Source organism: Alteromonas sp. G4i13 (assembly GCF_054960505.1).
In genome coordinates this window covers 46,742-71,745 of the sequence record NZ_JBHNYX010000013.1, presented here as the reverse complement: position 1 = coordinate 71,745, position 25,004 = coordinate 46,742, and the positions used below count along the sequence as shown (strand labels likewise).

Here is a 25,004-nt window from a genome sequence, read left to right as displayed (position 1 = left end):
CAACTTTTTATTGTCACATCGCTACACATTGAAAATAGCGCATGGTGTATTGTCTATTATTTCATCTAAACTGTGCAATTTCGTGGCAACCTTGCCATTATTCGAATATAATATGGTTTTTTGCAACACTGCTGGCAAGCATATCGCGAAATACGCTACGAATACGCTTCATAAACTCGCCCGAAAGGCCAGTTCATCGCTGTATAGCGTCTTGCGATAATAAACCGAAAAAGTACGGTTTAATCGTATGCCGCACCCTCCTTACTTAATGCACCAGGATCCTTAATGACCACAACTGTCGACATGACATTTAAAGACCTCAATTTACCAGAACCTATCTTACAAGCCCTTGAAAAAGTTGGCTACGAGAAACCGTCTCCTATTCAAGCTGAGAGTATTCCTCTTCTACTTGAAGGTCACGATCTACTCGGTCAGGCACAGACAGGGACAGGAAAGACCGCTGCGTTTGCCCTACCAATGTTGGCAAATATCGATCCTGAGCAACGTAAGCCGCAATTACTGGTATTGGCCCCAACCCGTGAACTAGCTATTCAGGTTGCAGAGGCGTTTCAGGTTTATGCGAGCTTTAGTCAAAAAATTAAAGTACTTCCAGTATACGGCGGTCAGTCGTACGACAACCAAATTCGCCAGCTTAAGCGCGGCGTTCAGGTGGTTGTTGGTACACCAGGCCGTATCATCGACCACATTAAGCGCAAAACACTAGACTTAAGCGAACTTAAGTTCTTAGTGCTAGACGAAGCTGACGAAATGCTTCGTATGGGCTTTATCGATGACGTTGAACTTATTCTTAGCCACGCACCAGAAGAGCGCCAAACCGCACTGTTCTCGGCAACTATGCCTGGCCCAATTAAGAAGATTACTCAGCGATATTTGAAAAACCCTAAGCACGTTAAAATTGCGTCTAAGGTAAGTACAGCTAGCACCATTCGCCAGCGTTATTGCCAAATTGCACCACACCACAAGCTTGAAGCGCTAACGCGTATCATGGAAGTGGAAGTGTTCGACGGTATGATCATTTTCGTACGTACGAAAACCGCTACGGTTGAACTAGCAGATAAACTCTCTGCTCGTGGTTACGATGTAGAACCACTAAACGGTGATATTCCTCAGGCAGCTCGTGAGCGCACCGTTGAAAAACTTAAACAGGGTAAAATTGATATCCTTGTCGCTACCGACGTTGTAGCCCGTGGTCTTGACGTTGAGCGTGTAAGCCACGTTATTAACTACGATATTCCTTACGATAGCGAATCTTACGTACACCGTATCGGCCGTACGGGTCGTGCTGGTCGTCAAGGTGATGCGATCCTATTTATCTCTCATCGCGAAAAGCGCTTGTTATTCTCTATCGAGAAAACCACTAAGCAGCCTATTGAAGCAATGCCAATTCCTTCAATTAGCGAAATTAACGAAACCCGTTTAAGCCGCTTCAAACAATCGGTTGCCGAAGCAACCCAAGACGATAGCATTGAATCATTAATGCCTATTGTTGAGATGATTAAAGAAGAAAACGAAGCGTCTCCTGAAGTATTGATGGCGGCACTGCTTAAAATTGCACAAGGCGACGAACCGTTAATTCTTAAAGAATCAGATCGTCCAGATATTAACAGCAAGCCTCAGCGCGATAGCCGCGAGAGAAACTCTCGTGACCGTGATGGTCGTGAGAGAAAGCCAAGAGTACCTCGTGGAAACCGCAAGCCTGAAGAAGGCATGCAGCGCTTCCGCATTGAAGTAGGTCACGTACATGGTGCGAAGCCTGGAAATATCGTTGGGGCTATTGCTAATGAAGCAAACATAAATTCGAAGCACATTGGCGCTATCGAAATTTATGACAACTTCAGCACGGTAGACCTTCCTGAAGGCATGCCTAAGGAGACGCGCGATACGCTACAGGGCACCCGTGTTGCTGGTCAGCGTTTGAATATTCGCGAATGGTCAGATACACCGCCGGCTAAAGGTCGTGGCGATCGTGGTAACCGTGGTGACAGAGCGCCTCGCGGCAATCGTGAAGACCGCCCTAATCGCGGAGATCGCGAAAACCGTAAGCGTAAGAACTAAATAGCAATACATTCAGCCTTTATATAACTAATAGCAATATAAAGGCTGTTTTCGTTGTTTTCTAATTAAAAAGAATTGGCGCAAAATAGTGTCAGTTCTTTTTTTGTATTTGAAGCTAAGAAAACCTTTATGGATTACTTTCCGTTATTCCTAGACGCCAGAAAACTCAATGTTCTAATTGTTGGGGCTGGTGAAGTAGCTGCCCGTAAGCTAGAGCTTATTATGAAGACACCTGCGACCATCACCGTGGTGGCGCCTTGGGTTTGCGATACGGTGAAGCAATTGGCGCAAAATGACAAAGTGACACTTATTGAACGCGAGTTTGAAAATAGTGATCTCACCCATAAAGATATGGTCTTCATTGCCACCGACAAAGGCGATGTTAATCAACATATTCACGACTTAGCGCGCGCTAACAAAGTGTTGGTGAACGTGGTGGACAATACGCCGCTTTGCCAATTCATCACCCCCTCTATTGTTGACCGCTCTCCTATCGTTATTGCTATGAGTAGTGGTGGTGTAGCGCCTGTTTTGCTTCGTTATTTACGTCAAAAGTTAGAGACTGTACTGCCTGCTAACTTAAGTCGACTTGGCGCATTTTCTGAAAAATTCCGCGAAAAAGTAAAACAAACGCTTAATGGCGTTACCGCTCGCCGATACTTTTGGGAAGACGTGCTCGATGGTGACATTGCTGAAATGGTAGAAAAGGGCCAAGACAGCAAAGCCGATGATGCATTCGAATTAGCACTGCAAGCCGCGGCTCAGGACAAAAAAGTAGAAGGGCAAGTGTATTTGGTGGGAGCAGGTCCTGGCGACCCCGATCTTCTTACCTTTCGCGCCTTGCGCTTAATGCAAAAGGCCGACGTGGTAGTCTATGATCGCTTAGTATCGCCGCAAATTCTTGAGCTTGTACGCCGTGACGCTGAGAAAATCTACGTGGGTAAGGCCAAAAGCAATCACACGCTTCCTCAAGGCGACATTAACCAACTAATGGTTGATGAAGCTAAAAAAGGCAATCGTGTGGTGCGTTTAAAAGGCGGCGACCCATTCATATTTGGACGTGGTGGAGAAGAAATTCAAACACTTATTCAGCACGGCATCGACTTTCAGGTAGTTCCCGGCATTACCGCCGCAAGCGGGGCGTCTAGCTATGCTGGCATTCCACTTACTCATCGCGATCACGCCCAGTCTGTGGTATTTGCCACCGGTCACCTAAAAAATGGCACTATCGACCTCAACTGGCCTGCCCTTGCACAGAAGAATCAAACCGCTGTGTTTTATATGGGTTTGACAGGCTTGCCGATTATCTGCGAAAAGCTCATTGAACACGGTCTTGATGCCAATACGCCTATCGCTTTAGTTCAATCGGCGACTACCGAAAAGCAGGCGGTACTAACAGGCACGCTAAGCAATATTGTGGCTAAGCAAGAAGAGGCGCAATTACAGCCTCCTACACTTATTATCGTCGGTTCAGTTGTTAGTTTACGTGACGAACTAAACTGGTACCAATAATCCCTTCCTACCCCTTTGTGTAAATAAAGGGGCTCTGTACCAGCTTTCCGCTTAAGAACGTCGGCTTTTACTTCCCTCCTCTTCAACATTGCTCTGCCGCAATTTCCCAACCGACTACCAACATCTGCCCCAATAATTTCCCTGTGTATTATTGGCAGTAAACAATGCTGCCTGTACTCGTAGTTAATTGCGCTATTTCCTGACTACCGACTAATTATGTAAACGTTTCCACTTACATTTAAGCCCCATTTAATATACATTTAAGAAAAACCAAATCGTTAACATTTTGTTTCCATAAAGTAGGCTTTGGGAAAAATATGCATCAAGCGAATAGCCCCCTTCGTCGTATTGTTGTTGTAGGTGGTGGTGCCGCTGGCTGGTTAACCGCTTCAATCATCGCTGTAACGCACAAGCACGATGACAATATTAGTGTCACTTTAGTTGAGTCACCAGATGTCAGTATATTGGGTGTAGGCGAAGGGACGTGGCCTACTATGCGCAGTACGCTTCTTAAAATTGGTATCAGTGAAGAAACCTTTTTAGCCCAGTGCAATGCGTCTTTTAAGCAGGGTACCAGTTTTCACAATTGGCGCTCAGACACCATTGAACATCAGTACTACCACCCTTTCAGCCTGCCATTTAGGTACTTTGAAAGCGACGTTGCGGCATGGTGGCAAAGCTACGCAGCAGAGCAAGATTTTGCACATGCCGTATGTTCCCAGGCCGCATTATGCGACCACCATCTCGCCCCCAAGCAGCGTCAAACGCCTGCGTATGCTGGCATTGCAAACTATGGTTATCACCTTGACGCAAACAAGTTTGCAGCCTTACTTCAAAAGCACGCGACAACGGTTTTAGGTGTTCAACATATTGTGGATCATGTGGATGATGTGGTTGGCTCATCTTCAGAACCTATTGCTGCAATAGTGGGTCGTGAACACGGTAATATTACTGGTGATCTATTCATAGATTGTACAGGCTTTGCGGCAAGGTTAATTGGTCAGCACTATGGTGTTCCCTTAACATCATGCTCCAACGTACTGGCCAACGATAGTGCTATCGCAATCCAAGCTCCCTACGTTGACAGCTCAGTTGATATTGCCTCTACCACACACTCAACAGCTCAAGACAGTGGCTGGGTTTGGGATATTGGTTTGCCTTCGAGAAAAGGTGTGGGATACGTGTATAGCTCGGCGCATTGCAGTGAAGATGAAGCAAGAGCAACACTGGAGACCTACTTAAAGCACGACAAGAAAACCGCTGATGTGGATGTTAGCAAAGCGAGAAAGATCACATTCTCACCGGGCTACCGTAAAACGCTTTGGGTAGAGAATTGTGTCGCCATCGGCACATCTGCTGGCTTCCTAGAACCTTTGGAAGCGTCGGCGCTTGTCATGATTGAATTATCTGCCACCCACATAGCAAAACAACTGCCTAGAACATATAAAGAATGCCAAGCGGCTGGTCGACAGTTTAATCAGGCTTTCGAAAAAAAATGGGAAAGAATAGTCGACTTCCTAAAGCTTCATTATGTGTTGAGTGAACGTGAAGCTTCTGCGTACTGGCGTGATATGCGAAACCAAGAGAGCTGTTCCACCCAGTTACAAGATTGGTTAACCCTGTGGAAAAGCCGCAGCCCTATTTCATCTGATTTTGAACTTCGTGAGGAATTGTTCCCCGCGGCCAGCTATTTGTTTGTTCTATACGGCATGGGATTCAGGTCGCAGTACAATGATGTCTATCAAGCCAATTTGCACACTCCTGAACAGCGGCATGCCTACGCAAAACATGTACAAAGTATTCAGCAACAACTCAGTGGTTTACCCACTAATCGACAGTTTTTGAATCAAGTAGCACAATCCCAAGGTCTCTCAATGCACTATTGACGACCTCTGCTAGGGTAATGGGCTGGCACGACCCAAGGCAAAGGCTTCAAAATAGCCTTTGCCTTGTTTTTTTCATTTTCACGCGCATACTCACAAAATGAGTGATCAATTATTAAGTTAACCCAACGATAACAATGAAGCTTCATACTTCCTCGAAAAAAAAGAACATTTGGCGCTTTATTAGCAAGGTAACGAGATACCTTGGTCTTGCTACGATCCTTGTGGTTTTCCATGTTCAGCATGCGCTCTCTGAACAACTCGAGTTCAAAAGAAAGAAGACTGATACCGGCATGCAGTTCTATTACGAATGGATTGACGGTGCGAAGCAGCGACATAACCTCAGGTTTGAAATTCCCTTTGAGTCAATTGAAGATTTGCCGCTCAGGCAGACAAATTACAAGCCCAAAATAGCACAGCGACACGTGACTGTTGCATTGACCAAAGCAGCAAAGGCTATCGACCCCAAGGACGCAAAAATAACAATCAAGCCCTTGAGAGAAGCCATTAATATTAAAGTGTCGGGGACTGACGAAGAGAAAATAGAAGACGTTCAAGCGCATTTACGTGACGTACAGCAAAACGCTTACGATAGCTACTTGCGTGAACATTACTTCACGCGCTTTACGACCATATTTAACCAAAGTGCCATAAAGCCAGATCACCTGCGTTACATCTCTGAGTCAGTAAAACCTTTGGTGTCCGTTTCTCAAGCGTTTTACGAGAAAGTCGCGTCTGAGTCAGATTCTAGAGCCTATTTTTCTTTAATTCTCAGTTGGCTGCAAAGCATCCCTTACGACACGTTAGAAGATAGAGTAGTGAGTAATGGCTCTGGGTATGCGCCGCCCATAAGTGTGCTTATGCAGAACCTAGGGGACTGTGACAGTAAAGCAGTGTTAGCGTCTTCAATGGTAAGAGCTTTTTTACCCACTACAAAGATGATTGTACTTTACCTGCCCAACCACGCCTTGCTTGGAATTGCATTAACCCCCATGGCAGATGACCGAACCATTGAGCACGATGGCGACGTTTACGTGCTCTATGATCCTACGGGTCCGGCACTCATTCCCTTCGGGCAAGTATCCGAAGATACAGAGCGCAACATTGTGACCGGGCGCTACCAAGTGGAAGTAGTAGAGTAAGTTTCATCTACATTTGCCTGTTATTCCCTGAATAGAACATCACTTCATTGCCAATCACACTGTTGGTAGATTTATCGATAATAACAAAGCTAACAGATTGCATGGTATTAGCCATTGGCGACAATGCTTCAACTGAAAACGGCACATTTCGCTTTTCGCCTGGTGCTACGTTTATAGTCGGTACGTTAATAAGCTGCATATCTGATGGCGTTTCTATAGCAATTTCATAGGTTTTGGCCACGCGGGATTTATTTAAAACGGTTAACGTATAAGTGTTTTCAATGTGTCCCGCGTTGTTCTCCCTGTAAAGCGCGTTGCGGTCACGGCTAATTGAAGCCTCGAAGTCCTGCCTGTCGATAGCCCACTCGCCCATTGCGAGCAGTATGGCAATGATTGCGGCGCCGTAAAGATAGTTAGTGAATTTACGCCCAGAATTCCTGCCAGCTCGCGAAAAATTGATAAGTTTGAGTGGATAGCCAAATTTGGCCATGACCTTGTCGCATGCGTCAATACACAGACCACAGTTAATGCACTCGTACTGAATTCCTTCACGAATATCTATGCCTGCTGGGCAGACTTGAACGCATAAATTACAATCCACACAATCGCCCAAGTCTTTGTGCTGTGAAAAACGCTTCCTTGGTCCGCGGCTTTCTCCTCTGGTTTCGTTGTAAGTAACCAATGACGTACTGTTATCAAACATCGCAGCTTGAAAGCGAGAATAGGGGCACATATGCGTGCACATTTTCTCTCGAAGCCAACCGGCATTGGCATAAGTGCAAACGGTAAAGAACATAGTCCAGCCTGAAATTAACGCAGGCGCAGAGAAAGTGAAAAACTCCGTATATAGACGAGATGCCGGATAGAAATAAGACATAAAAACCAGCGCAGTAATAAGGCTTAATGCCAACCATGCACTGTGTTTTGCCCCCTTTATGACTACTTTTGTTAGTGAGCTAGGCTGCTTATCTAAAGCCTTGCTTTGATTGTGCGTACCTTCAATACGGCGCTCTACCCAATTGAAAGCGAGAGTCCATACGGTTTGAGGGCAAGTAAAGCCACACCATACTCGCCCGTAATGACGGGTTACTAAAAACAAAACAAAAGCCGCAAGAATAAACAGAAAGGCAAAAATCATGAGGTCTTGTGGATACAACACCCATGTAAAAAGCGTGAGGGTTTGACGCCCCACATCAAACAAAACCGCCTGCTGTCCTTGGTATTGAATAAAGGGGAGCGCAACAAACAACGTCACTAATACTACATTCAAGTATCGACGTATTTTTTGAAAGTGCCCGGTTTCCTCACGGATATAGATTTTTTTGTTTTCTACGGGTGTACAAGCAATGATGTCTTCCTGCCGAATTTTAACTGCCGTCATTAGCTTTCTCCGAAAATTTTGCGCTAATGGTAGGGATTTAGGGCCGTTAAAATAGAAACAGATTAGGGCTTTCTTTATAGATCAGTTGCAATAGATTTTAAGGCGCAGATATTTAAGGCGTAGGCTTTGAAGTCACAGATTTTTAAGGTGTATGTTTTTCTTGTTTCAAACCTGCGCCCTATACAGAATGTGCAAAAACTACGGTTTGCGTTACGCAGATTGATAACACGTTATTTATGAAAGACTTTTTATAAATAACGAAAGCTTAAGCAGTTGATTGCGCTTCGCTTCATTCAGAGCAAACGACGCGTTTAAACGAAAACAATGGTTAAATTCATTGGTTAAGCTAAACAGTTTTCCAGGCGCAATGGTGATGTGTAAACGCAACGCTTCTTTATAAATAGCCATTGCATCAACATGCCCCCGGCATTCCACCCACAAAAAATAGCCGCCGCTATGTGTATGAATAGTCGCAACGTCTGATAGAAGGTCGGTAAGCAGCGCCGTTATCGTCTTCTTACGAGCGATGAGTTTTTTTCGCAGCTGCTTTAAATGAGACTCGTAATTTTTTGTGGATAAATAGTCTACAAGCGCAAGCTGTATCGGCGCACTGGTTGCCAATGTACTCATAAGCTGCTGTTTTTGTATTTCAAGGGCACGCTTACCTGCGGCGACCCACCCTATTCTGTAACCTGCCACTAAAGACTTGGAGAACGATGAACACAACATGCTATCTCCCTCTTTCATAAAATGCTTAATTGGCAGAGGTGGACGCTTATCAGCATAAAGCTCGGCATACACATCATCTTCAATAAGGGCAACATTATACTTATCGAGTAACGCGGCCACCTGCTGTTTTTGAACGTCACTCAATGAGTATCCAACTGGATTTTGAAAGTTGCTCATAAGCCAGCAGGCTTTCACATTATGATTTTTAAATGCGCGCTCAAGTGCAGCTACATCCAGGCCAGTGTTGGGTGATACCGTTACAGTAATCGCTTTTAGACCTAAACGTTGAAGCGCCTGAAGCGTTCCATAGAACACCGGCGACTCAACAACCACCCAGTCTCCTGGTGTGGTGCATGCCTGCAAACTCAAGTTCAGCGCCTCTAGCGCACCAGCGGTAATAATGATTTCATCAGGCGATATATTCACGCCTTTGACGGCATAGCGCTTAGCGATGATTTTTCTAAGGTCCAGGTTACCTGGAGGCAAGTTATCCATGGCGCTGGTCAAGGAAATTTGCTGGGCGGCAGCTGCAATAGACTTATTTAAATGTTGCCTTGGATAAAGGCTTGGGTCGGGGTAAGCAAATCCTAAACTGAACATGTGGGGGTCGCGAGAGGCCTGCAGCACTTCATATACAAAGTCGTTAATACTGACGGCTTCTGTGGCCTGTACACGTTCTTTTGAGGCATTGCTCGCTTTAGCTGTTACCAGAAAGCCCGAACGTTCTTGGGAGCTTACTATGCCTTGGCTTTCTAACATCTGATAGGCGTGCAGCACTGTCATTAGGCTGAAGCCTGTTTGTGCTGCCTGTTTGCGAAGCGATGGGAGCTTTTCATTTTCTACCCACACGCCGCGCTCAATCTGCTCTTTAAGTTGGTGAGCTAAAACTTCGTATTTAGCCACGTTATACTCCGATAGTTCCCACCAGCGGAGTATAACAGTGAGGACAGTATTCTGTTATAAAAACAATACTGCCAATTTACGCATTATCTTAGGTTATAGATTTTCTTCAGCAAAACTCGCAAGACGACTTCTTACCACGCCGTCTAGGTTTATAGTGGCACTGCCCGAGAAGTCTTTAAATTTCTCAACCAAGTAAGTAAGACCCGATGTCACTGCGCTCAGATAGTTACTGTCTATCTGCGCCAAGTTACCGCCCACTATCAGCTTCGTTCCTTCACCACAACGTGTGATGATGGTTTTAAGCTGTGACGCGGTTAAGTTCTGCGACTCATCCAAAATCACAATCGCATTTTGAATACTTCGGCCTCGCATAAAGTTTACCGACTTATACTGAATGTTGGCTTTTTCCATGATGTAATTCATAGACCCTTTGGTATTTTCGTCGTGCTTGTGGAGTACTTCCAAAGAATCGGTAATTGCTGCCAACCAAGGCAACATTTTTTCTTCTTCCGTTCCCGGCAAGAAGCCAATGGACTCAGCAATTTCCGGCGTGCTTCGCGTGACAATGATTTTGTCATACATGTTACGCTCTACCACCATTTCAAGGGCTGCAGCTAACGCAAGGAGCGTTTTACCACTACCGGCAGGGCCTGTGAGAATAACCATATCAATGTGTGGGTCTAGCAGCGCATGAAGCGCCATGGCCTGCCCTATATTTTTGGGTGTGATGCCCCAGGCATGACGACCCATCAAGCGTTCGTAACCTAAATCCAACACCTCTAAATGATCGTCGGTGATCTCTTCTACTAAACCTGCAAACTGTTTAGTTTCGTCGAGCAAAAACTCGTTTACATACGCTTCTAACAACATAGACTTGGGGATAGTGTGAATAGTGTCGCGCCCTTCGCTGCGGCTATCCACGCTTTTTACGCTGTCCCAAAAATTACCTTCAAAGGTATGAAACCCGCGAGATAGATATTTGATGTCAGTAATTAGCTGGTCGGTGCGGTAGTCTTCAACATGAGCGAGGCCTGCCCCTTTCGCTTTAAGGCGCATGTTTAAGTCTTTGGTAACCAACACCACTTTTTGCGGCGCGAACGTCTTTTGCAAGTGCAGCGCTACGTTAATAATGCGGTTGTCATTCTCGTTGCTGGTAAACACTTGCTGAGCCTCAACCATGTTGAGGTCGGCGAATATAGATAGACTCCCTGTAGGTGCCGTTTGACCCGCGCCCAACCCTTCCATCGATACACCCGCTAGCATATCTTCTGGCGTTGCGTCATGGAGTAAATCCTCCATTGCCCGAATGGATACCCGTGCATCACGCGCCACGTCTTTTTTGCTGTCTTTGATGTAGTCGAGCTCTTCCAATACGGTCATTGGAATAACAACGTCATGTTCTTTAAAGGAGAGAAAAGCGTGAGGTTCGTGCAGCAGAATATTGGTATCGAGGACGTAAATCTTAGTATCGGTAGAATTTTTTCTTGGCATCCTTCACTCCGGTAAATAAAGCCAGGTTAGACGTATTGTTCATTTATGAACGCACGCGCTAACAAGCTACAGTTACGGTTGTAGGAGAATGCCGCTCGAAACAGGACTTCTTCCCCTACTCGCGTCGACTGAGAAGCAGTACTACTCTTTCTGCCTCAAAGGTTCGTTTGTTAAATTAGCGAACCCTTAATTCCACCATAATCCAGTTTTTGAGATTTAGCACTGTTTTTTCTTTTTTATTTTTCGTTAGAGCAAGTGATAAGCGAAGAGCAGTCCCTTCACGTAATATGAGATAGCACAGCGCTCCCATTCTGCATTAACAAGAAACTGGCATACTTGGTTCGTAACAAATGCTCACACTTTAACTACAGTTAGCGCAGCTTTAGTTGCGTTTTTAATACCCAAATAGGCTAAGGTGTATTTGTTGAAGCGGTGAATTAAACACGGGTGCTAACCCAATGCCACAACACCTCAATAAAGTGGATACGTTTAAATTAATAACACTCAGGGAAAGATCAGCTATGAATTGGCTTAACATCACAAAAATAAAAACGGCCATAAGCATGACGTTAGCGCTACTGGCGTGCTTTAACGTTGAAATTGCATGGGCGAATAGCCAAGCGCTCAATGATTCTTCCCCTTCTAACATTCTAATCAAGGTTGAGAAAAGCACGGCTGATACGTCTGAAAAATGGGTAGTCACTTACACATTAACTACGCCAGCCAAAACGCTGGCTTTTATTAGAAATCCAGATACATCAAGAACAACACGTTGGTTCGCGCAAGACAACGACATAGAAATCGTCTTTGATAACGTCAAACACCAAGAACTTGTACGTTCGAAGTCAGGCAGGCCCCTCTCTACCGTGTCATTTTTACTGACGCCCACCTATAAACACTTGGGTAAAGATTACGCACCATTTTCTCCTTTTTCTGATGGTGGAAATGCCTTTCACTCTGGGCGACTGTTTGCTTGTGCTAATGCCTGTACTGAAGAAGATAATAAATGGCACCTGACACTCAATGTTCCCAGTGATGAACACATATTGTTGAATGGCAAAGTAATGAAAAGCAGCGTGTCGTGGACAGATAACAATGATGGAAGAGTCGTGTATGTGGGTAAGCAACAGCCAATTATTACCGATGATGTGGTTGCCCTAATTGATCCCGGGCTTCCTGAAAGCATTAAAGCTTCGCTAGAAGAAGATTTACCCAACATAATGGCATTTTTCTCCCATTCTCTTAATCCGCTTAAGGGCGAAAAGCCCATGTTATTTGCCTCTTATGCAAACGTAGATGATCACTCTACACAAGGCGGCACACTACCTAACCAGATATTTATGCATTGGAACAGACAAGACTTAAATGAGCAGGCCGATAACAGCAGCTTTGTTAACCAAACACTTTGGTTCTTTGCTCACGAAGTCGCCCATTTATATCAGCCCGGCAGTACCGAAGGTGTATCAGAAAACGAGGAGCAGTCTTGGCTGCACGAGGGCAACGCCGACTACTTTGCGGCAATCGCCATGAACTTCCTCTACGAAGACGCCAATAGCTACGTTGAAAGCCGAATGACCCGCGCTTTCGAGAGCTGTACTGAAGGTCTGGCGCAGACAACGCTGGCTCGTGCTTATAAAAACGGGCACTTCAATCTTTATTATTCATGCGGGATGATAATGCACCGCGCCATCGATAGCGTGGTGCAACAAAAAACGTTAGGTGAGGAGTCGCTGTTCACCGTATGGAAGCGACTTCAAAAAGCAGTGAATAGTGGCATGCCGCCTGGCACAGCGACGTTCTTAACCTTGTTAGAACCCTACAATGCACCTGAACTTATCAAAGCCATCAACAATGCAACGAGCGATGATGCTTTCAAAGCCATTCAAGGAATTGAAACTTTGTACCAGTTACCTGAGTAGGCTACTTAATGAAGTAGCCTATTGCTTTATATTCGCCATCAACTTCCACCATAGAAAGGGTCTCTACTTTCATTGTGGTCTGGGAATCAAAGTCAGTGGTGAACGACAAAATCAGGTAGTTTTCTTTAGGCAATCCAGGCAGTGAAGTTGGCGCTTGTGCTAACGCGATTTCCCTCGACTTGGCCGCCCCCAATGGCTCCCTGACTAGCTGCATCGCCTCGGTCCATTTAGCGATTGAAATACCGCTTCTAAAAATAGCCCCACTCTCTTTCCAGCTTTGTTCATATTCACCGCTGTCGATAAGTTCCAGCCAACTTGTTGCATCTTCAAGGACTTCGCTACTGACATTAACTGGCTTGCCAGCTTCAATTACTTGGTTGCTACCATTGTTTGCATTGACCGTTTGCGCATAATAAATAGCAACGAACAAACTGATGGCGAGCGCTAGCGTGGCCCAAAGAACATGTTGGGGATTCAACGACGTTGGCCGGTCACCCTGCAGCTTAATTGAATGATGAGCTGCGGCATTCTCGCCCGCAGTAGAAGTTTGCGAGGTTGGCTGCCCTTGAGCATGACTTGTGGTGGCATGGGTTTCCCCCATTAAAAGCGCATCGGGCGTCGTTTCGAAAACTGAAGCAAGTGCGCCTATTGAATCGTGTGATGCAGATTGTGTTTTCTCAATTCGCTGAATAGTACGCAAACTCAATCCAGACACATCTGCCAGATGCTGCTGACTCCATGCCCTAGCATTGCGAAGTTGTATAAGCTTTTGACTGTCTACTTTCATATCCATCTCGCGCTTCCTCCTGTTAGCTGCGATTCACATACGTTAAAAACGTAACGCGGTTAACAGTAAGAAATATCCATGGTCAGTGATACGACAGTTTTACGCCAACCCTGTGACAAAGCAAGCCTGATGGGCACGTCAACGTTCTTATTCTTTTGCTACCAGCACTCTCGTTGTGAAGCAAAGAAGGCCTACTAGTGCTAATCGTCTTGTTAACGCAGGGCATAGGTACTCAATCCCCCCACCTGCAACCGCAAATCAAATGAGCTAGTATTAATGACTTATCACAACGCAATGCGTACAATACCGCCCCCCGAAAAATAGGTTGGTGATTTATGAGTTCAGATAGTCAATTTTCAGTTGGTCAGCGTTGGTTAAGCAACACAGAAATAGAGCTGGGGTTAGGTGTCGTTATTGGTAGCGACTTCCGTTCTGTCGAAGTGTTGTATCCAGCAACAGGCGAAGCGCGAAAGTATACTAAGCAAGATGCGCCGCTTACGCGACTAATTTTTGAAATTGGCGAAACGGTCAAAAGCCAAGACGGCTGGGAAATGACCATTACTGAAAAAGAAGAAAGCCAAGATCTTTTCATCTATCACGGGCTTCGCGAAGACACCAAAGCGCAAGCGCGATTACCTGAAACCATGCTAGACAGCCACATTCGCTTGAACCAACCTGAAAAGCGCCTGTTCAGTCAGCAATTAGACAACCCTAAATGGTTCGATTTGCGCGAGCGTGCTTTAGATCATCAATACGATTACTTACGTTCAAACACCATTGGTCTTGCAGGTGCGCGCATATCGCTTATTCCGCACCAACTCCACATTGCGTCAGAGGTAGGCGGCAGACACGCACCTCGCGTATTACTTGCCGATGAAGTAGGTCTTGGTAAAACCATTGAAGCCGCGTTGATTATTCACCAGCAGCTTAAAACAGGCCGCGCAGAGCGCGTGCTTATTTTGGTTCCAGACTCGCTCATGCACCAATGGTTAGTTGAAATGCTTCGTCGCGTTAACCTTCCTTTTGCCATTTACGATGAAAGTCGTTGCGAGGCTATAGAGAAGAGCGAAGGCTTACAAGATGACGAAACATCTGACGCGAGCGCTGTGAATCCATTCGAAAACGACCAGCTAGTACTTTGTAGTATCGACTTCCTAAGCAAGAGCAAAAAACGCCAGCAGCAAATTCAAGCTGCAGGATGGGATTTAATGGTTGTCGATGAAGCCCATCACCTTGCGTGGTCAAGTGAGGCTCCCTCTGCCGAATACTTGTGTGTGGAAGCGCTGGCAAACCAAACGCCAGGCGTATTACTGCTTACCGCAACGCCTGATCAACTTGGTCACGAAAGCCACTTTGCCCGCTTGCGCCTGCTCGACCCGGCTCGCTTCCATAGCTACGATGCATTCTTAGATGAAGAATCGAAATACAGCCAACTGGCCGATGCGGTAGCGCCATTACTTTCAGACGCCGAGCCTAACGACAAACAACGCAGCAAACTCGCAGAATTCGCGCCTGACGTAATGGAACATGCGGGTGATTTAAGTGCGCCGGAAAATCGCCATGCGCTGCTGCACCAACTTATCGATTGTCACGGCACAGGTCGTATGCTGTTTAGAAACCGCCGCGCCAATATCGAAGGCTTTCCGATGCGTAAATTAAGCGCTTACGAACTGGCTTTGCCTGAGGTTTATTCAGATGCCGTGAGCGGCGGCGACTTAACCTATTCACTGTATCCTGAACGTATGGCAAGCGTGGTTAACAGCTGGACCAAGCAAGACCCGCGCGTTGAATGGCTGCTTGATTTCATGCAAAGCGTTAAGCCAGAAAAGATTCTGCTTATTTGCGCAAGCGCCCGCACAGCGCAAGAGTTAGGTGAGGTTATTCGCACGCAAACCGGTATTCGCCACAGTGTATTCCACGAAGGCATGAGCATTGTGGAGCGCGACAAGGCGGCCCATTATTTTGCTGATGAGGAAGACGGCGCACAAGTTCTACTGTGTAGTGAAATTGGTAGCGAAGGTCGTAACTTCCAGTTCGCTCATCATTTGGTGCTGTTCGATTTGCCTATCACGCCAGATCTGCTTGAACAACGTATTGGTCGTCTTGACCGTATTGGCCAAACCCAAACCGTACAAATTCACGTGCCGTATTTAGCGAAAACCGCGCAGCACGTATTACTAGATTGGTATCACGAAGGGCTGAATGCCTTTGAAAAGACCTGCCCCACGGGCTCTGGTGTATTCGACGACGTTAAGCCTCTGCTTATTGGTGCGTGCTTACACCCTGACGATATGAGCGCGCGTGACGAGCTAGTGAACATGAGTGTTACGCTTAATAGCCAGCTCGTGGCGCAGCTTGAAGCCGGTCGCGATCGCCTTCTTGAGCTTAATGCCTCGGGTGAAGGCCGCGTAGAACAACTGCTTGAAGACATTATTACCCTTGATAGCGAACAAGATTTGTCGCGCTTTATGGGTCGCGTTTTCGATGCTATCGGTGTTCAGCAGGATGAAAAAGGCAATGACTGCTTTATTCTTATGCCAACCGAGTCGATGGTGAGCCAGCTTCCGGGCCTTGACCCAGAAGGCATGACGGTTACTTACAAGCGCCGTGTAGCCACCACGCTAGAAAACGTACAGTTTTTAAGTTGGGATCATCCACTTGTGCATACCGCCATGGACGTAGTACTCACCGACGTACACGGAAAGAGCAGCATGGGCTTCATTGCCGAGCCGTCTTTGCCAAAAGGCGCTTATTGGGTTGAGGCGTTGTTTGTGCTGCAGGCGCAAGCGCCTAAAGCGCTTCAGTTGGGCCGCTTCTTACCTCAAACGCCCGTGCGAGTGTGTTTAGATGCGCAAGGAAACCCGTCTGAATTGAGCTTCGACGTTAAGCGTAAAATTGGACGTAAGATCTCGGCTCAGCTTCTAAAAGCCTTGCAACAGCCGCTTGAGCTTGCCATTGAAAAGGCGCGTAAGCTTGCCCATCAGCAAGCTAACCAAAAGCAACACGACGCACTTAACAGCATGCACAGCACGCTTAACGAAGAAATACAGCGCTTGCGCGATCTTCAAAAGCGTAACCCAGCAGTACGTGACAGCGAAATTGAGTTTATTGAAACGCAAATGAACGCCCTTGATAAAGTTATTCAGGATGCAGATGTTCAGCTGGACGCCATTCGTATTGTGGTAAATAACCCGTAACCTCGAAAGGTTAAACATTCAAAAGCGACTGTGAAGTAACGAGTACATAATGGCGAACCCAAGTTTTGTTTATAACCCACCGATGACACCTTATCTTGATATTTTGTATCAAGATGAGGACATGGTGGTTGCGCATAAACCTAGCGGGCTATTGAGCGTTCCGGGCAAAGCATTGGAGCACCGCGACTCGCTAATTAGCCGGGTTAACCGAGTGTATCCCACCGCCACAGTAGTGCATCGCTTAGACATGGCGACTTCGGGTATTTTGGTGCTGGCGCTTAATAAAGACAGCCATCGCCATATCTCGAAACAGTTTGAATTACGTCAAACTAAAAAGCGCTACTTCGCTCGGGTTCATGGACATGTAGAACAAGACAGCGGAGAGGTTAACCTTCCCCTTATTTGCGACTGGCCAAACAGGCCAAAGCAAATGGTAGACTTCGAGCGCGGTAAAAAAGCCGTAACGCACTTTGACGTCATTGAGCGCACACTGGATGAAAAAGAGCGACCCTATTCTCTCGTTGCCCTTTATCCCATTACCGGTCGCTCTCACCAACTGCGAGTACATATGCTTGCTTTGGGTCACCCTATTTTGGGAGATAGACTCTATGCCCATGAAGAAGCGTTATCCATGGCGCCTCGTTTACAGCTTCATGCTGAAAGCTTGAGTCTTTCGCACCCGACACTTGGGCATTGGCTGCACTTTAATGTCGCCATCCCTTTTAGTCCATTTTGCCCAAAGCCGCTTTCAGAAAGTATTGAGTAGCGTTTTAACGCTACTCAACTTTATCAATAGACTCCATTTTAGTTTTAACGCACACTGCCGATAACCTTCGTATAACGCTTGATGCACGAATTAATTTGATGCTGTCCAAGCTGAATAGATCCAGATTAAGGTAAAGGCAAACCACATTTTATGAAAAGGCCCGCTCTCCTTTTAACATTTGCTGTTATTGTTTCGCTATTGCCTATGACAGCTCACTGTGACTTTTTCACAGATGTTAGTCACGCCTATCTACCTGGAGAAGTGAAACCTTTGATGATTGGAGAAGTGGAATCCCCAATTATTGAAATTGAAGCGCAAACACCGTTACCTTTGGGTGTGGCTATCATACTCACTGAGCCTTTTCCCTCTAGCCTTACTCTCGCGCAGGGAAATAGCCTTGCCAACATGCTTGCTGAAAAAGGCTGGAATGTAGTGATAAGTCCGTTTAATTTGCCGGTCAATGTCACTTCCCAGCAGAACCTACCTGCTGAATTTACAAACACCGACATGTCAGACTCTGAAACTACGTCTATGTCAGCCCCAAATATCCACCCCAGAAGTAATCAACTTACGCAGTATCTCAATTTTGAATCAGCAACTTCAGCGCTGAGTTTACAACTCAATGCATTGAATAATTATCTACAAGACAATTCGGGCTACCGTATGGTCATTGCACAAGGCATGCTGGCCACAACTTACTTGTCCGTCGTAGAGCAACAGCCTCAACTTCATCCAGACACTTTCGTAGCCATTTCACCTTTTTGGCCAGAAGAATCAACGAATACATTAGTTATAGATAATATAGCACAGTCCAGCTTTCCAATATTGGATCTGTCACTAAGTGGATTTAACGATTGGGCGAACAGCACCACGCAAAAGCGAAAGACTAGCGCAAAAAACGCACTAAAAATGCACTATCGGCAAATAATTATCCCCAGCAATTTGTTAGCCTTTAGTATAAAGGAATTTCAGAAACCCCCTCATATTCAAATAGTTGCAAATAGTACTATTGGTTGGACTCGCCACCTAGGCTGGTAATTCCATAATTTACCGATTACGCTAAATTAGTATCCAAAACAATTACCTAAATTTAATGGTGTAAATAGCAAGCCTCTGTCCTAAGCAGTAACATTGTTATGAACTATAATACTTTTAGCAAACATAGACGGTTGAGTTACTTGTGAGTGTTCAAGATTTCGTAGATAACAAAGCAAAGCAGCTGTGTTTCTATTTGAGAGCATTTTGGCAAGGAGAGCTTCCTATCGAGGAAATCGAGCTATTCTTTTGGGATAGTATGGAAGAATGGGGGCAAATTGATTACACCTTAACGCAGCCCTATACTCAAAAAGAACGGGTTTTTTGGCATTTACTTCACCAAGTGCATTATTGGAATGAAGACAAGCTAATTAACGACCAGTTTCTTGTAGATGAACTAAATAACTGCGTGAATTTCCTTGAAGGTTTGGGTCATTGCCCACTCGACTGCGTCGGCATTCGTCCATAGAAAAACTTTCACTTCAACGCGTTATTGCTTCTCACTGTGGTTCATGGCTCAATATGCTTTTGTATTCTTGCCTAAGGCCGCAGTTTTGCTCAACGCTTTAAAAACGTTTAACGACAAACGATACCTCAGTATATTTCTTTTCGGCATTTCCAGTGGCTTCCCTTGGATCATGATTGGTTCAGTGCTATCTGCTTGGCTCAAAGATGAAGGTTTGTCTCGCTCGGCCATCGGCTTATTCGGCATTATTTTCGCGACATACTCTTTTAATTTTCTCTGGTCTCCGCTTGTCGACAAAATCAAGCCCCCACTATTAGGTCAACGACGAGGTTGGATTTTCGCTATGCAAGGCTCTGTAGTTTTGCTGTGTTTAGTGATGTCTCAACTCACTGCAGACCAAGATTTGTTTTACGTTGCATTAATCGGTTTGCTTATTGCTATTGCCTCAGCCACGCAAGATATCGCCATCGATGGTTTTCGCATTGACTGTATTGCCCAAGACGACAAAGACGGCATGTCAGCTGCGTCTTCAGTAGCCACCGCTGGCTGGTGGACAGGTTATGGCGGGCTTGGTGCTATCCCGTTCTTCTTGGCTGACATGACATCTTGGACTTGGCCAAACATTTATCTTTTACTCGGTGCTCTCATGGCTTTATTAATGTGCGCCACGTGTTTAGCGAACGAGCCACAAATTGACCGCGAAGCCTTACTTGAAAAGATAACAGCCAAAGATACAAAGCAGTCTCCCGTTTTTCACTGGATACAAACTACTCTTGTCACGCCATTCGCCGAATTTTTCAATCGAAACGGCGTTAAATTAGCGGCGTCGTTTTTACTGTTCATCTTTCTATTTAAAATCGGTGAAGCCTTTCTAGGCCGCATGAGTATCGTGTTTTATAAAGAAATTGGCTTTTCTAATAGCGATATCGCTACTTACTCAAAATTGCTCAACTGGTGGGTAACCATTGTGTTTTCACTGTTAGGTGGGTTGGTTAACATTCGCTACGGTATTTACCGCGGATTAATGATTGCGGGTGTGGCCATGGCCGCGTCTAACTTACTATTTGCACTGATCGCGCAAACAGGCCCTTCCACATCTCTTTTAGCCATAACCGTTATTGTCGATGGCTTTACAGGGGCTTGGAGCACCGTTGCTATGGTCGCGTTTATCTCACTATTGTGTAATCGGGCGTTTAGTGCAACCCAATACGCACTCATGGCCTCCCTGAGTGTTGCGGGCAGAACCTTGGTCGCTTCTAGCAGCGGCTTTGTTGTAGATAGTCTTGAAGGCAATTGGAGCCTGTTCTTTATTCTCACAGCAGTCATGGTAATTCCCAGCCTTTGCTTTTTGTATTCAATTAGGCACCACATAAAGCGCGTTGAGTCACCGTAATTTTTTTCTACTTCCTTGCAAGTTAGCGTTAGTTGCCTACATTTAAGGTAGGTATCTCTACCGCATATTACTTGCAAGGATGAACGTGAGCTCAAACCAGGCTGGCCAGTCGCAGCGCAAATCATCAATTTCGCGGACATTCACTTTTTCAAAAGTGAGTGTTACAGCACTGTTGATCGCTATGGTTGTTATTGCGGTTTTAATCGCGCTGATGAGCAAGCAACAAGCACTCATAACAGCCTTAAAGCAGCAGAGTTATTTAGAGGACAATATTCTTGCCACTGAGTCTAGTATCAATCAATTTACGTTTCGGATGGAGAACAGCGCGTTTTCTGGACCCGCGAATTACACTATTTTAAAGCGCGAGCTACAGGTCACCGTTCAAGGTATATCTGAATACCTTCGCAGTAATGCAGGCCAAGCAATCTCGCCCACAGTCTTATCCGAAAGAGATTTTGCAATAGCAAAAGAAGGATTGAATAGCGCGTCTGCACGGCAGGTCGCGCAAACCACACTAGATTTACTTCATACTCTTATTGAGTTGCCGATAGCCGACGCAACTCAACGTATTCAACAGCAATTTAGCCTGCTGCCTATGCTCAATGCCATGCAGGCGGAAGAAAACGCGTTGTTACTGCGTATTCAGGCGTTGCGCAATAAGATGCTTCTCACTACTATTTTGGGCGCAGTCGTCATTGTACTTTGGTATTTTATTGCATGGCTTTTTTACAAAAGTAACGCAAACAAGTCGCCTAAAAAGTTTGGTAAATCGAAGTTGAGACTTGCCATGGTGGATGACGATAGAGATTTGCAAAACAAAGAGTTTTTGCAGCTGATTAGCCATGAATTCAGAGCGCCAATAAGTGCAATTATCAGTGCTCTTGAACTTATTCCTAACATGGAAGAGCAGCGCACCAGACTAATTCAGCAGGCTGAACAATCCAGCTATCGACTTCTTAATCTTACCAACAACCTTACCGATGTATTAACCAATAACACTGAAGACGACCTGCACTTTTCAGATGTCGACCTAATCAGCTTGCTCGACGAATGTATCTCGCCGTTTTCTGTACGCGTAAAAGACAAAAAAATCGAATTTAATATGCACTGTAGTCACAGTGTGCCCCATTACGCAGAAACGGATCCTGTCGCCCTTTCTAAAGTGGTAGTTAACATTCTTGATAACGCCGTTAAATTTACGGCTAATGGACTGATCGACGTCACCGTTACAACCTTGGTGAAAAACCAAGGGATTTTTCTCGTTATTATAATTAGTGATACTGGAATAGGAATTGATGAGGCGACGCAAAAACGCATGTTTGAACGCTTCTATCGCGGCGAACACTCAACTGGCCAACGTTTCCCGGGTGCAGGGATTGGCTTGTCTGTAGCTAAACGCAGCGTTGATAAGCTGGGCGGTGCACTACAGGTAACCAGTACAGTTGGAGTGGGTACAGAGTTTAAAATTTTACTGCCTCTGAAACCTATTGAGGATCTTCCCGCTACAAATTCAGCACCGTCTAATGCGACCTTCGCCGTAGTTGACGATTTAGAGATATCTAGGCTGCATTTACAATCAATTATTACCAAAGAGGGCTTTAGCGCACGCACGTTTTCATCTGGTGCGAACTTGCTCAATCTGCACGAAGAAATACTCCAGTTTTCAGGCATTATTGCCGATTTGTATATGCCGGGCATGAATGGTCTTGAACTAGTGAGGACGCTTAAGGCGATTTTTGGTGAACGGGTACCGCCCGTTATTGTGCTGTCAGCAACCCCAGATATTGCCAACATTATTGCAAACAGTGAACTGCCCATCTATCAAAGTTTTGTTAAACCCATCGATAGAAACCGCTTTGTAGATGCGCTCCATCACCTTACAGCAAGTAACGCAAGAGTTGTTGAAACAACGAAAAAGGCCAATGTGTTGCTGGTAGAAGACGAGCCCATTAATGCAGAAATGGTGGAGTATATGCTTCAATGTATGGGCCACGAAGTTACTGTGAGTTACACCGGTGACGACGCTATTATTAGAGTGAGTGAAAATGCGTTTGACTGTGTGCTGTTGGATATCAACTTACCAGATATCAATGGTTTGGAAGTCGCTAAAATAATGAAAGAAGGTCACCCTGACCTTCCGATCATCGCCCTTACGGCCAATGCCCACAGAAGCGATAAAGAAGCGTCGCTGCAGGCAGGTATTCGATACCACTTAGTGAAGCCTGTCACCTTTCAAGAGCTTAAAAACACCCTACGCCTAGCACTATAACGCGCCAGGTGCTGCATAAATGCGATATTGATTTCGGCCGTTTTCTTTTGCTTCATAAAGCGCCTGATCGGCACACTCAAGCCATGCCATCGCTCCTTTAAAATCAGGAGAGAATTGTGCAAGGCCTAAACTTACAGTGAAACTTATTGACTCACCTTCGTGTTCTACCACTAAACGCTGTGCTAATTGTCGGATACGTTCGGCCACTATCTTGGCATCTTCAACCGAAGAGTCATTCAGAATAATGGCAAATTCCTCGCCGCCGTAGCGCCCTGCAAGGTCGGTTTCCCGCACACAGCGCTTAATCAGCGCTGCTAACATCTTAATCACCTTATCCCCAGCCTGATGACCATAAGTATCGTTAATGCGTTTGAAATGGTCGATATCGAGCATAAGCGCAGTACTTGGCTTTTCTCGGCGCACACAAAGTTTGTGCATCTCATCAAAGCGTTCCTGCCAGTAGCGACGATTATATAGCCCAGTGAGACCGTCCACGCGGCTCGCAGTTTTCAACTCTTCGTTAAGATGCTCCATTCCACGCTTACCGAGCGCCTGCTCAGTGACATCGTAAACAAGCATACAAAACCGCTCTACGTTGCCGCGCTTATCGACAATAGGGAACATGGTCACATTTTGGTACATGAACTCTGCAGCGCTGGTTACAGGACGATTACAACCAAACTTAAACAAGTAAGGGCGCTGCTCCCAAATAATAAACACCGGGCTCTTCAAATTGAACACAGGGTCGACTTTGGTTCTCAGCCATTTTTCTTCTATTTCCGGGAAATGAGAAAAAAGACTGTCTCCAATGATTGCTTCCGCTTTCTTTGCACCATGGTTTTCAAGAAACTTGTTCCACACTTGAACCTTGAAGTTGCGGTCTAGCACTGCAATGCCCACTTCAATGGAGTCGAGAAGCTCTGCGGGTACTTGAGAAGAATTAACTAAAGCACCGGTGGAAAGTGCGTCTGTTGATGCATTCATAGACTTTCCTTGTCTTGTGTCACAGCGTCATCATCGAGCAGCCGAGAATAGATATGGTTCATGGCATCACCAGGAAATAGCAACAGCAGGTCAAAGGAAATATCTCTGGCCTTAATGGCATAACCTATTTCGATAGCCATGAGCTTGCCCCAACGCTGCACGTTATCACTTAGAAGCGTTGATAGTCCTTGGTGCTGTCCCAGTAACACCGGATGTGTGTGGCTAAAGGCGACATTTAACTGCTCTGACAAACCGTTTAAACAGGCACCGATAAGAATATTGGAAACATCCATTAGTGCTTCTAGCGCTAGTTTGTCGGAGGAAGCCGACGGCGGATACTTTAATAGTTCAACGATGTTTTGAGAGTTTGTGTCGTTAAAAATAACCAGCGCTTCGCCGCTTATACCTTCACTAATAAAGCCTTTTGAAACTGCCGACACGCTGTCGTTACGATTAATTTCCGCAACCGCCATAGACAGTTCGTTGCTTTCAATTAAGTTGACGTTTGGGATAGGCAAATCAATAAATTCACCTAGCAGTTGAGCAAGATTCTCACCCGCACGCCCCATGGCAATATTGACCATTTCACGGCATGCGTCTAATTGATCTTCTTTACTCATCTGGCGCTTGGCTAAAACGGCATTTGAGTCGCTATCGTCTTGCGCTTTTTGTAAGCTCGCGCCTGAAGAATGCGTCTCGCCACTGTAAATCCCGTAAGAGGCTAGGATGTGGCTGAGTTTTTCGTTATCAATTGGCTTTCTTATGAAATCCAGGGCACCAAGAGCGAGCATTTTTTCTCGCGCTTGCGCTTGTACATCACCGGAAACGACAACTACCAAGCAAGGAAGATCCTGTTGGCGAATGGCTTCCATGGTTTGATAACCGTCCATTACCGGCATGTTTAAGTCGAGAAACACCACATCGCCTTTGCCTTCGCGAACAAGCGCGAGGGCTTGCTCACCATTCTCGGCAAACGAAATATCCACGTCCCACCCATCAGGTAAACTGCGCGCCATCTGGCGCCTTGCGAAACCTGAGTCGTCGCATATTAATATAGGAGTACTCATGGTA

General features: G+C 45.7%; 17 protein-coding genes. 11 read left to right on the top strand and 6 right to left on the bottom strand.

What is annotated here, in order from left to right; translation table 11 throughout:
- The first annotated feature begins 285 nt into the window (after window positions 1-285).
- The 4 genes from ACFI6J_RS08485 (at window position 286) to ACFI6J_RS08470 (ending at window position 6,613) form a co-directional block, all read left to right on the top strand.
- Window positions 286-2,076: a DEAD/DEAH box helicase gene (locus ACFI6J_RS08485; protein WP_061439439.1), complete on the top strand. Its 1,791-nt coding sequence runs from the start codon at window positions 286-288 to the stop codon at window positions 2,074-2,076.
- Between the two features lie 129 nt (window positions 2,077-2,205).
- Window positions 2,206-3,588: a siroheme synthase CysG gene (gene cysG / locus ACFI6J_RS08480; RefSeq protein WP_061439437.1), complete on the top strand. Its 1,383-nt coding sequence runs from the start codon at window positions 2,206-2,208 to the stop codon at window positions 3,586-3,588.
- A gap of 317 nt (window positions 3,589-3,905) precedes the next feature.
- Entirely contained in the window at window positions 3,906-5,474 is a 1,569-nt protein-coding gene (locus tag ACFI6J_RS08475) for a tryptophan halogenase family protein (RefSeq protein WP_061439430.1), read from the top strand.
- A 134-nt stretch (window positions 5,475-5,608) separates the two neighbouring features.
- Window positions 5,609-6,613, top strand: a complete 1,005-nt coding sequence (locus ACFI6J_RS08470) for a hypothetical protein (RefSeq protein WP_231506399.1) — start codon at window positions 5,609-5,611, stop codon at window positions 6,611-6,613.
- A 7-nt stretch (window positions 6,614-6,620) separates the two neighbouring features.
- On the opposite strand, the gene ccoG is transcribed toward ACFI6J_RS08470, so the two are convergent.
- From ccoG to ACFI6J_RS08455, 3 genes are all read right to left on the bottom strand, one after another.
- A complete protein-coding gene (gene ccoG / locus ACFI6J_RS08465) occupies window positions 6,621-7,994 on the bottom strand; it encodes a cytochrome c oxidase accessory protein CcoG (RefSeq protein ID WP_061439425.1) in 1,374 nt (457 codons plus the stop codon).
- Window positions 7,995-8,228: 234 nt separating this feature from the next.
- Window positions 8,229-9,626 (bottom strand): aminotransferase-like domain-containing protein, encoded by a 1,398-nt coding sequence (locus ACFI6J_RS08460; RefSeq protein WP_061439423.1) that lies wholly within the window; start codon window positions 9,624-9,626, stop codon window positions 8,229-8,231.
- Window positions 9,627-9,719: 93 nt separating this feature from the next.
- Entirely contained in the window at window positions 9,720-11,117 is a 1,398-nt protein-coding gene (locus tag ACFI6J_RS08455) for a PhoH family protein (protein ID WP_061439421.1), read from the bottom strand.
- Between the two features lie 521 nt (window positions 11,118-11,638).
- On the opposite strand from ACFI6J_RS08455, the gene ACFI6J_RS08450 reads away from it, so the two are divergent.
- Window positions 11,639-13,036, top strand: a complete 1,398-nt coding sequence (locus ACFI6J_RS08450; protein ID WP_462586020.1) for a hypothetical protein — start codon at window positions 11,639-11,641, stop codon at window positions 13,034-13,036.
- A 1-nt stretch (window position 13,037) separates the two neighbouring features.
- Here ACFI6J_RS08450 and ACFI6J_RS08445 read toward each other — a convergent pair whose 3' ends face one another.
- Window positions 13,038-13,829 carry a DUF4019 domain-containing protein gene (locus ACFI6J_RS08445; RefSeq protein ID WP_278343996.1) on the bottom strand — a complete coding sequence of 264 codons (792 nt, stop codon included), beginning with the start codon at window positions 13,827-13,829 and terminating at the stop codon, window positions 13,038-13,040.
- Window positions 13,830-14,158: 329 nt separating this feature from the next.
- Here ACFI6J_RS08445 and rapA point away from each other — a divergent pair, with 329 nt between their 5' ends.
- The 6 genes from rapA to ACFI6J_RS08415 all read left to right on the top strand — a co-directional run bounded on the left by rapA (window position 14,159) and on the right by ACFI6J_RS08415 (window position 22,949).
- Complete coding sequence (gene rapA, locus ACFI6J_RS08440; RefSeq protein ID WP_462586019.1) at window positions 14,159-17,020, top strand: RNA polymerase-associated protein RapA; 2,862 nt, start codon at window positions 14,159-14,161, stop codon at window positions 17,018-17,020.
- Window positions 17,021-17,069: 49 nt separating this feature from the next.
- On the top strand, window positions 17,070-17,786 hold the full coding sequence (gene rluA / locus ACFI6J_RS08435; RefSeq protein WP_014975619.1) for a bifunctional tRNA pseudouridine(32) synthase/23S rRNA pseudouridine(746) synthase RluA: 717 nt from the start codon (window positions 17,070-17,072) through the stop codon (window positions 17,784-17,786).
- 150 nt (window positions 17,787-17,936) lie between these two features.
- Window positions 17,937-18,824, top strand: coding sequence for a DUF3530 family protein (locus ACFI6J_RS08430; protein WP_061439413.1), 888 nt, complete (start codon window positions 17,937-17,939; stop codon window positions 18,822-18,824).
- Window positions 18,825-18,966: 142 nt separating this feature from the next.
- Window positions 18,967-19,290: a hypothetical protein gene (locus ACFI6J_RS08425; protein ID WP_014948188.1), complete on the top strand. Its 324-nt coding sequence runs from the start codon at window positions 18,967-18,969 to the stop codon at window positions 19,288-19,290.
- Window positions 19,291-19,333: 43 nt separating this feature from the next.
- A complete protein-coding gene (locus tag ACFI6J_RS08420) occupies window positions 19,334-20,680 on the top strand; it encodes an AmpG family muropeptide MFS transporter (protein ID WP_014975617.1) in 1,347 nt (448 codons plus the stop codon).
- An 85-nt stretch (window positions 20,681-20,765) separates the two neighbouring features.
- The gene (locus ACFI6J_RS08415) at window positions 20,766-22,949 is read left to right on the top strand and encodes a response regulator (RefSeq protein WP_462586017.1); all 2,184 of its coding nucleotides are present in this window, start codon (window positions 20,766-20,768) and stop codon (window positions 22,947-22,949) included.
- Here ACFI6J_RS08415 and ACFI6J_RS08410 read toward each other — a convergent pair.
- Together ACFI6J_RS08410 and ACFI6J_RS08405 are read right to left on the bottom strand one after the other, a co-directional pair.
- Complete coding sequence (locus ACFI6J_RS08410; RefSeq protein WP_039224448.1) at window positions 22,944-23,933, bottom strand: sensor domain-containing diguanylate cyclase; 990 nt, start codon at window positions 23,931-23,933, stop codon at window positions 22,944-22,946. The genes ACFI6J_RS08415 and ACFI6J_RS08410 overlap by 6 nt on opposite strands.
- Window positions 23,930-25,000, bottom strand: a complete 1,071-nt coding sequence (locus tag ACFI6J_RS08405; protein WP_039224447.1) for a response regulator — start codon at window positions 24,998-25,000, stop codon at window positions 23,930-23,932. The genes ACFI6J_RS08410 and ACFI6J_RS08405 overlap by 4 nt, the downstream gene beginning before the upstream one ends.
- Window positions 25,001-25,004 lie beyond the last annotated feature (4 nt).

Bases quoted from the DNA above. Each gene is read 5' to 3' on its own strand.
- cysG (WP_061439437.1), top strand. From the start codon at position 2,206: ATGGATTACTTTCCGTTATTCCTAGACGCCAGAAAACTCAATGTTCTA.
- ACFI6J_RS08455 (WP_061439421.1), bottom strand. From the start codon at position 11,117: ATGCCAAGAAAAAATTCTACCGATACTAAGATTTACGTCCTCGATACC.
- ACFI6J_RS08410 (WP_039224448.1), bottom strand. From the start codon at position 23,933: ATGAATGCATCAACAGACGCACTTTCCACCGGTGCTTTAGTTAATTCT.
- ACFI6J_RS08485 (WP_061439439.1), top strand. From the start codon at position 286: ATGACCACAACTGTCGACATGACATTTAAAGACCTCAATTTACCAGAA.
- ACFI6J_RS08470 (WP_231506399.1), top strand. From the start codon at position 5,609: ATGAAGCTTCATACTTCCTCGAAAAAAAAGAACATTTGGCGCTTTATT.
- ACFI6J_RS08420 (WP_014975617.1), top strand. From the start codon at position 19,334: ATGGCTCAATATGCTTTTGTATTCTTGCCTAAGGCCGCAGTTTTGCTC.
- ACFI6J_RS08475 (WP_061439430.1), top strand. From the start codon at position 3,906: ATGCATCAAGCGAATAGCCCCCTTCGTCGTATTGTTGTTGTAGGTGGT.
- ACFI6J_RS08450 (WP_462586020.1), top strand. From the start codon at position 11,639: ATGAATTGGCTTAACATCACAAAAATAAAAACGGCCATAAGCATGACG.
- rapA (WP_462586019.1), top strand. From the start codon at position 14,159: ATGAGTTCAGATAGTCAATTTTCAGTTGGTCAGCGTTGGTTAAGCAAC.
- ACFI6J_RS08405 (WP_039224447.1), bottom strand. From the start codon at position 25,000: ATGAGTACTCCTATATTAATATGCGACGACTCAGGTTTCGCAAGGCGC.
- ACFI6J_RS08445 (WP_278343996.1), bottom strand. From the start codon at position 13,829: ATGGATATGAAAGTAGACAGTCAAAAGCTTATACAACTTCGCAATGCT.
- ccoG (WP_061439425.1), bottom strand. From the start codon at position 7,994: ATGACGGCAGTTAAAATTCGGCAGGAAGACATCATTGCTTGTACACCC.
- ACFI6J_RS08430 (WP_061439413.1), top strand. From the start codon at position 17,937: ATGAAAAGGCCCGCTCTCCTTTTAACATTTGCTGTTATTGTTTCGCTA.
- rluA (WP_014975619.1), top strand. From the start codon at position 17,070: ATGGCGAACCCAAGTTTTGTTTATAACCCACCGATGACACCTTATCTT.